The following is a 7,950-nucleotide window of genomic DNA, read 5'->3' as shown; positions in this document are numbered from 1 at the left end:
CGCTATCCGGCGTTATTTGACAGCCAACCGTACTCACTGACCTTAACTTCAAAAGGTTAAAAATCTGATTTCTTTCGCCAAGTTGAATCTAACCATAGATTTAACTAGAAAGGAATATCAGAAAAACTTACCAATATTGATGTGATTATCAAGATTTAGCAAGTTTTATGATTCGGTAAAAGATTAGATGACTTTTTATCTGGGACTGACAGGCGGGATTGCCACGGGCAAGTCGACCGCCAGCCGGATATTAAAAGAGCTGGGCTGCCAGGTCATCGACAGCGACTTGATTGCCCACCAGCAGGCCGAAGTGGGCCAGGTCTCCTGGCAAAGGATCTTAGAAGAATTCGGGCCGGACTTCTTCAATGAAGATAAGAGTCTTAACCGCAAGAAGCTGGGCCAGTATGTCTTTGCCAATCCTAAGGCTTTGGCCAAATTGTCTGAAATTACCCAAGGCGAGGTCTTAAAAGAAGTTCAAAAGCAGATGAAAGACAGCCAGGCTTCTGTTTGCGTCATCGATGTTCCCCTGCTCTTTGAGGCTGGCTGGCAGGACTACTTTGACGCTGTCCTCTTGATCGCGGCCCCGGAAGAAGTGGAACTGGACCGCTTGATGAAGCGGGACTCTTTAAGTGAAGCAGAAGCTAAAAGGCGGATGCAGGCCCAGCTGCCCTTAGGGGAAAAACGCCTGTTGGCTAGCTATGTCCTTGAAAATACTGGTACAATAGAAGAATTAAGAGACAAATTGAGCAATCTGCTGAAAACTATCGCGTGAAAGGAGCTTCACAATGCTTTGTCCAAATTGCCATCAAAACGCCTCCCGGGTTATTGACTCCCGGCCAACTGACGAAGGGCGGACCATCCGCCGGCGGCGGGAATGCGAAAACTGCGGCTACCGCTTTACGACTTTTGAACGGGTAGAACAGTCACCCCTTTTGGTGATCAAGAACGACGGCACCAGAGAGGCCTTCAGCCGGGAAAAGATCCTGAACGGGGTGGCGGCTGCCTGCCAGAAGCGGCCGGTAACCAGCGAGCAGCTCAACAAGCTGGTCGACAATGTTGAAAACCGGATCCGGGCTAAAGGAGTCAGCGAAATCTACTCCAAGGAAATCGGGGAACTGGTCATGGACCAATTAGCCGACATCGACGACGTGGCCTACATCCGCTTTGCCTCCATCTACCGCCAGTTCACTGACATGTCCAGCTTCATGAAGACCATGGAGGACATGATGGACCGGCACAGCAAGGCCAAGTAGTCCATGTACGAAAATTACAATCCCCGCCTCAGGTACGTCGTTTTAAATGAGCTGGCCGACCAGTCAGGGCAAGGGCAGGTCTTAATCAAGCTCTACCAGCCCTTGATCGGGGCTTTAGGGGTTGCCCTCTACCAGACCCTGGTCCAGGGCTTTGATCCTTACCGGTCTTTGTCGGCTTCAAGTGCCCTGTACAGCCTGCAAGAAGACCTGGACTGCAGCCTCCGCCAGCTCTGGCAGGCCCTGCATAAGCTGGAAGCTGTGGGGCTACTCAAGACCTATGTCAGCCACAATCTCCGCTTGGGGGATATCCTGGCTTTTAAGCTGCACGCCGTGCCGGAGGCCAGTGAGTTTTTCAACACTTCGCTGTTAGCCAGCCTCTTAAAAGAAAAAGTTGGCGGGGTCCGCTTCAGCCAGCTGTCCCGGGAATTTGCCAAGCAGGCCCAGGTCAAGGAGCGGCAGCTGGACAACCTAGAAGAAGTTTCCGCTTCCTTTTTTGAAGTCTTCCGCCTGCCGGAAAATGAGGCCATCAATCCTTCTGAAGACGTCCAAAAGGCGGCTGAGGAAAATGCCGGCCAGAAGACGGAAGAAGCCCAGGTCAACTTAAAGCAGATCGACTGGCAGTATTTGAAAGACCGCTTCGTGACTTACCAGATCCCGGAAAGCGAGATCGACCGGCAGAAAGACGAAATCCGGTCCATCATGGAACTTTACGGCTTAAGCGAGGAAGAGTTTATCAACGAAACCCTGCCGACCCTGCATGGCAGCTACCAGCTGGACGCTGCGGCGATCAGAAAGAGCCTTAACTACAACTACAAGGCTGACCACCGCCGCAAGCAGGTAATCAAGCGCCAGGAAGAAAAGCAGGACCGGCCGAGCGTGGACCAGCAAGACCAGCAGTTTTTAGACCTGGTGAAGAGCAAGTCCCCGGTCAACTTCCTGGATGACATGAAGCGGGAAAAGGGCGGCTTTACCACGGCCAGAGAGCGGCAGATCGTCTATGATTTGCGGGAAAATGTCGGCCTGGAAATGGACTTGATCAATGTTCTGGTCTACACCTGCCTCAACTACCAGCCGGTTTTGACCCAGGATTTGGCCTACCGGATTGCCAACGACTGGCTGCAAAAGGGAATCATGACCCCGGAAGCCGCCATCAAGCACCTGCGCGCTGGGAAGAAACAGGCCCAGTCAGGGCAAAAGAAGAACTACCCGGCATATTCAGGCAGCCGGCGGCTTGAACAGGGGACTGACTGGAACAAGAAGCAGTTTGTCCAGCCGGTCAATATTTCTGATGAAGACCTGCGGAAGATGCTGCAGGGGCCGGACAAGAAAGACAAGTAAGGGTGATTAGATGAGAGCAATTGGCGACATGTTGAGTGATGCGGCTAAGGCCGCGGCAGCCAAGAACGGGCATGATTTTTCGGCGGAATCATTTGAAAAGATGAAAAAACAGGTCTTCGCTGACCCCGACGTCCGGGCCTTTCTGACGGCCCACCAGGACCAGCTGACTAAGGAGAGCGTGGACGCCAGCTTTGCCAGCCTCTATGAATACTGCCGGCAAAAAGACAGCCACGACAAGGTGATCAGCGGCTATTTGCCCCAGCTTTTCATGGAGGGTCCTTTAATCGGGATCCGTTACCAGGCCAGCCAGGACAAGCAGCGCCGGGACAAAGAAGCAGCAGCCAAGCGGCGGATTGAGTTGATTGACCTGCCGGAGAAATTGCGCCGGGTCAAGCTGGCTGACTTGGACATGGCCGATGACCGCAAGCAGGCCTTGTTTGAAGTAGGGGCCTTTTTGCAGGCTTACCAGAGCAATCCCCATGCCAAGGGCCTCTATTTAAGCGGGGACTTCGGAGTCGGGAAGACCTACATTTTAGCGGGCCTGGCCAACCGGGTAGCGGAAATGGGCGGCAGGGTGATCTTTTTGCACATGCCGACCTTTATCGCTGGTTTGTCCAGCCACTTCGGTGACAACAGCCTGCAGACGGAAATCCAGCGCCTGGCGGCTTGCGATGTCTTGATTTTGGACGACATCGGGGCCGAGACCCTCAGTCCCTGGTCAAGAGACGACGTTTTAGGCGTGATTCTCCAGGCCCGGATGGACAATGACCTGCCGACCTTCTTCAGCTCCAACTTTGACATGAAGGCCCTGGAGAGCCACTTTAGCGCGACCAAGAACGCGGATGACCCGGTCAAGGCGGCCCGGCTGATGCAAAGAGTCCGCTATTTGGCTAAAGAAGTGGTGGTTTATGGGAACAACCGCCGCCTGCCTTAGATTTTTTGAAAAAATGGCAAAAAAGTCTTGTCTTATTCGGGCAAGGGGGTATAATCGAAAAGTAAATAGAAGACATGATTCCTCCCGCTTCAGAGAGAGGGGCCCAGTTCTGAAAGCCCCCATTTGGGAGGAACCCCACCTTCTATGACCCCAAAAGATAAATGACAAGGTTGGACGCCGTTATCAGTCCAATAAGAGAGGCCGCTTTAGGCCTGAATTTTGGGTGGAACCACGATGATTAATCGTCCCGAGCATGTATTTGTGCTCGGGACTTTTTTGTTTTTGGAGGATTTAAACCAATGAGTTTTGCTTTGACTCTGCCAGATGGCTCAAAGAAAGAATTTGACGTAGCTGTTTCCGTTGCTGACCTTGCTTCCAGCATCTCAACTTCCCTGGCTAAGAATGCCGTTGCCGGCAAGGTTGACGGGGAAATCAAGCCCCTTGACTTTCAGCTGGACGCTGACCACGAAGTTGCCATTTTGACCAACAAGGACGCTGAAGGTTTGAGCGTCTTGCGGGCAACTGTTGCCTTCGTTTTGGAAGCCTTGGTTAAGGACAAGTACCCGGAAATCAAGCTGGGCCAGGCTGAAGTTTCAGAAGACGGCTTCTTCATCGAAACTGACAAGGAAGACCAAATCAAGGTTACTGAATTGCCAGACTTGGAAAAGGCCCTGCAAAAGGCTATCAAGAACGGCGAAGCCATTGAACACGTACAAGTAGCTAAGAGCGAACTGGCTGAAGCCTTCAAGGACGACCCATACAAGAGCGAACTTTTGGCCAAGGAAGGCGACGTGGTTGACGCTTACAAGCTGGGCGACTTCGTTGACTTTGGCTTTAGCGCGCTTTTGCCAAACACTGGCAAGATCAAGAAGTTCAAGCTCTTGTCAGTAGCTGGTGCCTACTGGAAGGGCAAGAGCTCAAACCCAATGCTGCAAAGAATCTTCGGGACTGCCTTCTTCAAGGAAGCTGACCTGGAAGCTGACCTTAAGCGGCGGGCAGAAATCAAGGAAAGAGACCACCGGACTATCGGCCGGGACCTGGATCTTTTCTTCGTTGACCCTAAGGTTGGGGCAGGTTTGCCATACTGGATGCCAAAGGGTGCTACTATCCGCCGGATCATTGAACGCTACATCGTGGACAAGGAAGTCGCAGCCGGCTACCAACACGTTTATACGCCAGTTTTGATGAACCTGGACGCCTACAAGACTTCCGGCCACTGGGATCACTACCGGGAAGACATGTTCCCGCCAATGGACATGGGTGAAGGCGAAATGCTGGAATTGCGGCCAATGAACTGCCCATCCCACATCCAAATCTACAAGCACCACATCCGGTCCTACCGGGAACTGCCAATCCGGATTGCTGAACTGGGGATGATGCACCGCTACGAAAAGTCTGGTGCCTTGTCAGGTCTGCAACGTGTCCGGGAAATGACTCTGAACGACGGTCACACTTTTGTAGCTCTGGACCAAGTTCAAGAAGAATTTGCCAGAACTTTACAAATTATCATGGACGTTTACCACGACTTCGACATCAATGACTACTACTTCCGTCTTTCATACCGGGATCCAAAGAACACTGACAAGTACTTTGCCAACGATGAAATGTGGGAAAGAAGCCAAAGCATGCTGAAGGCAGCCATGGACGACATGGGCCTGGACTACGTTGAAGCTGAAGGTGAAGCTGCCTTCTACGGTCCAAAGTTGGACATCCAAACCAAGACTGCTTTGGGCAACGACGAAACCATGTCAACCATCCAACTGGACTTCATGCTGCCAGAACGCTTTGAACTGTCATACATCGGCGCTGATGGCGAAGAACACCGTCCAGTTATGATCCACCGCGGGATTGTCGGTACTATGGAACGCTTTATCGCTTACCTGACTGAAATCTACAAGGGTGCCTTCCCAACTTGGCTGGCTCCTGTTCAAGCTGAAATCATTCCAGTTAACCTGGACGCTCACTCAGACTACGCTAAGAAGGTTCGCGACGAACTGGTAGCCAAGGGCTTCAGAGCAGAAATCGACTTCAGAAATGAAAAGCTGGGCTACAAGATCCGTGAATCACAAACCCAAAAGGTACCTTACACTCTGGTGCTTGGGGATGATGAAATGAACGCTGGCACGGTTAACGTTCGTCCTTACGGGACTGAAGAACAAAACTCCGAAAGCCTGGCTGAGTTCATGGACAAGCTGAGCAAGGACGTAGCAAGCTACTCCCGCGAAGACTAATTCCTTCCTTATAAAATTGAACCCTTTCTGACATAAAAAAACATCCTGTCTCAACTCTGAGGCGGGATGTTTTTGCGTATGGGGTTCTATTTTTAGACTTACATCATGTCGAAGGTAATTAAGTGGCAGTCGACTTGCTGGGCAAGCTGCTGGCATTTATCAGTAAAGCCGGTCTTGGAGAACAGGTAGTAATTTTTCTTAGGAGTGGGGAAGAGGCTGCTTCGGCAGATGAGAGTTTCGAGGATATCCGCGGAGATCGGTTCGTTTTTCCACTTGCATTCGCCAAAGTAGCCGTTCAGCTTTTGGTCATCGAAACCGACAATGTCCATTTCGACTTGCTTCTTTTCCTTGGGATCCGGTCCCCACCAGTTGCCTAAGTTGACAAAAGGCTCTGGCACCAGGTCTGGATCAAACAGTTTGGACCAGAGGTATTCTTGGGAGAGTTTTTCAAATTCTGGTCCCATGAAGTAGGGGAGCTGCTTAATGATGTAGTCTAAAATTGGCTCGGTAATCCCCCGTTCGATAAAGCTGACCAGTTTGTCGACGAAAGTATACCAGAAGCGGAACATGCCATCTTTGACGGCATAGATGGTCTTTCGGCTTCTGGCTTTATCAAGTTCCGTAACCGGCAACCATTTTTCGATAATGCCCAGGTCGATCAAATTGTCCAGGTAAGGGCTGAGGGCTCCGCTGGCAATACCAGTTTTAGTTGAGATCTCTGACTGCCGGCTGGCCCCGGACGCGATGGCACTGATGATGGAGATGTAGCTTGCCGGCTCGCGGAGTTCTTGATTGAGCAGACTCATCGGCTCGGCATAGAGCATGGCGCTGGTGGTTAAGAAATTGTCCTTGATGTTCTCCCTAAGGGATTTTTTGGGAGACATCAGGGAGAGGTAGAGGGGAATTCCGCCGGTGATGGCATTGAGTTCAAAAACTTCTTCCTTATTTAATTGCGGGAAAAATTCTTCGGCATCATGCAGGCTGAAGGGTTTCAGCTTGAACTGGGTAGTTCTGCGGCCATAAAGCGGGCTCTTGTAGCCAAGGACCTGCTTTTCCATGAAGGACATGGGCTGCCGCAGAGGATAAGAAAGAGTTTGTTCTGTTTAAAATAATGGTCGATGTAGGATTGCAGCATTGAACTGATTGGCGGATAGGCTTTCGCCAGGTAAGGAAATTTATCGATGACTAAGATTAAGCGGTCATTTTTCTCAGAGAGATGGACGAGATATTTGAAGGCCTGCTCAAAGGAAGCAAAATTCGGTCCATCCAGATAGCTGGGATCTTCGTAGGCGCGAATCGCGTCAGAAAAACGGGCCAGGTTTTCCAAGGCGTTTTCTTCAAGACCAGTAAAATAGATGGCCCGCTTGCCTTTAAGAAATTGGTTGATCAAGCTAGTTTTCCCGATACGACGGCGGCCATAGATGACCGCAAATTGAAAGCTGTCTTCTTGATAGAGCTTATTCAAAGCTGTAAGCTCTTGATTTCTGCCGATAAACATTGAAACACCTCGTTAGCAATAACACAGTTTGCAATATTATACTTTACAAGTTTACGATATATAAGTTTACGATATTGTTAATTGAGGGATGCACCTTGTCTCAACACTGAGGCGAGATTTTTTGCGTATACAAGGACATATTTCAGATGAATGATTGATAAAAGCAAATGGAGAGTTTCCTTGATCAGTATGACTATATATGATAATTTCAAAAGAAAGCGAATTAAAGAGATGAGAAAAGGAGAGGGAAAAGGTTGTGACTGTTAAAAAGTATTAATTTCACCCAGTACTAAATAGTAATTTTTCTTACCAATTCATGATATAATTTCGGTATCAAAAGATTGGGAGGAAGAAATAATGAGCGAATACATGTCCATATCAAAAGCAGCTGAATATCTTAATGTTGCTAAGTCAACTCTCCGCAATTGGGAAGCTGGGGGATTGATTACTCCGCTTAGAACTGCCTCCAATCAACGTCGCTACACTAAAGAAATCCTAGATGAGCTTCTGTAAGGCAATATGAAAGCAGCTAAGCCTAAGAAGCTGCTGACCATCGGCTATTGCCGGGTTTCTTCTGGTCATCAAAAAGAAGACCTCTAAAGGCAGAAGGACGTGGTGTCTAGATATTGCGAAGTCAATGGCTATCAGTTTAAGATCATTCAAGACGTTGGATCTAGTCTCAACTATAAGAAAAAG

General features: G+C 49.7%; 5 protein-coding genes and 2 pseudogenes. 6 read left to right on the top strand and 1 reads right to left on the bottom strand.

Features of this window, described 5'->3' with window-relative positions:
- Positions 1–187: 187 nt before the first annotated feature.
- The 5 genes from coaE (at position 188) to thrS (ending at position 5,756) form a co-directional block, all read left to right on the top strand.
- Positions 188–772 carry a dephospho-CoA kinase gene (gene coaE, locus DS743_RS06610; protein WP_013439915.1) on the top strand — a complete coding sequence of 195 codons (585 nt, stop codon included), beginning with the start codon at positions 188–190 and terminating at the stop codon, positions 770–772.
- Positions 773–785: 13 nt separating this feature from the next.
- Positions 786–1,253 carry a transcriptional regulator NrdR gene (gene nrdR, locus DS743_RS06605; RefSeq protein WP_002879222.1) on the top strand — a complete coding sequence of 156 codons (468 nt, stop codon included), beginning with the start codon at positions 786–788 and terminating at the stop codon, positions 1,251–1,253.
- Between the two features lie 3 nt (positions 1,254–1,256).
- The gene (locus DS743_RS06600) at positions 1,257–2,591 is read left to right on the top strand and encodes a DnaD domain protein (RefSeq protein ID WP_035184726.1); all 1,335 of its coding nucleotides are present in this window, start codon (positions 1,257–1,259) and stop codon (positions 2,589–2,591) included.
- A 10-nt stretch (positions 2,592–2,601) separates the two neighbouring features.
- Positions 2,602–3,525 carry a primosomal protein DnaI gene (gene dnaI, locus DS743_RS06595; protein ID WP_035184724.1) on the top strand — a complete coding sequence of 308 codons (924 nt, stop codon included), beginning with the start codon at positions 2,602–2,604 and terminating at the stop codon, positions 3,523–3,525.
- Positions 3,526–3,824: 299 nt separating this feature from the next.
- Entirely contained in the window at positions 3,825–5,756 is a 1,932-nt protein-coding gene (thrS, locus tag DS743_RS06590; protein ID WP_035184721.1) for a threonine--tRNA ligase, read from the top strand.
- 98 nt (positions 5,757–5,854) lie between these two features.
- On the opposite strand, the pseudogene DS743_RS06585 reads toward thrS, so the two are convergent.
- Positions 5,855–7,254: pseudogene (locus DS743_RS06585) on the bottom strand (ATP-binding protein).
- Positions 7,255–7,611: 357 nt separating this feature from the next.
- Between DS743_RS06585 and DS743_RS09285 the strand changes: the two are divergent.
- A pseudogene (locus DS743_RS09285) lies at positions 7,612–7,950 on the top strand (MerR family DNA-binding transcriptional regulator); the annotation flags it as partial.

The organism is Lactobacillus leichmannii, from assembly GCF_024701915.1.
Classification (GTDB): Bacteria; Bacillota; Bacilli; order Lactobacillales; family Lactobacillaceae; genus Lactobacillus; species Lactobacillus delbrueckii.
This window is presented reverse-complemented; position numbering and strand designations above follow the sequence as displayed.

Bases quoted from the DNA above. Each gene is read 5' to 3' on its own strand.
- thrS (WP_035184721.1), top strand. From the start codon at position 3,825: ATGAGTTTTGCTTTGACTCTGCCAGATGGCTCAAAGAAAGAATTTGAC.
- dnaI (WP_035184724.1), top strand. From the start codon at position 2,602: ATGAGAGCAATTGGCGACATGTTGAGTGATGCGGCTAAGGCCGCGGCA.
- coaE (WP_013439915.1), top strand. From the start codon at position 188: ATGACTTTTTATCTGGGACTGACAGGCGGGATTGCCACGGGCAAGTCG.
- DS743_RS06600 (WP_035184726.1), top strand. From the start codon at position 1,257: ATGTACGAAAATTACAATCCCCGCCTCAGGTACGTCGTTTTAAATGAG.
- nrdR (WP_002879222.1), top strand. From the start codon at position 786: ATGCTTTGTCCAAATTGCCATCAAAACGCCTCCCGGGTTATTGACTCC.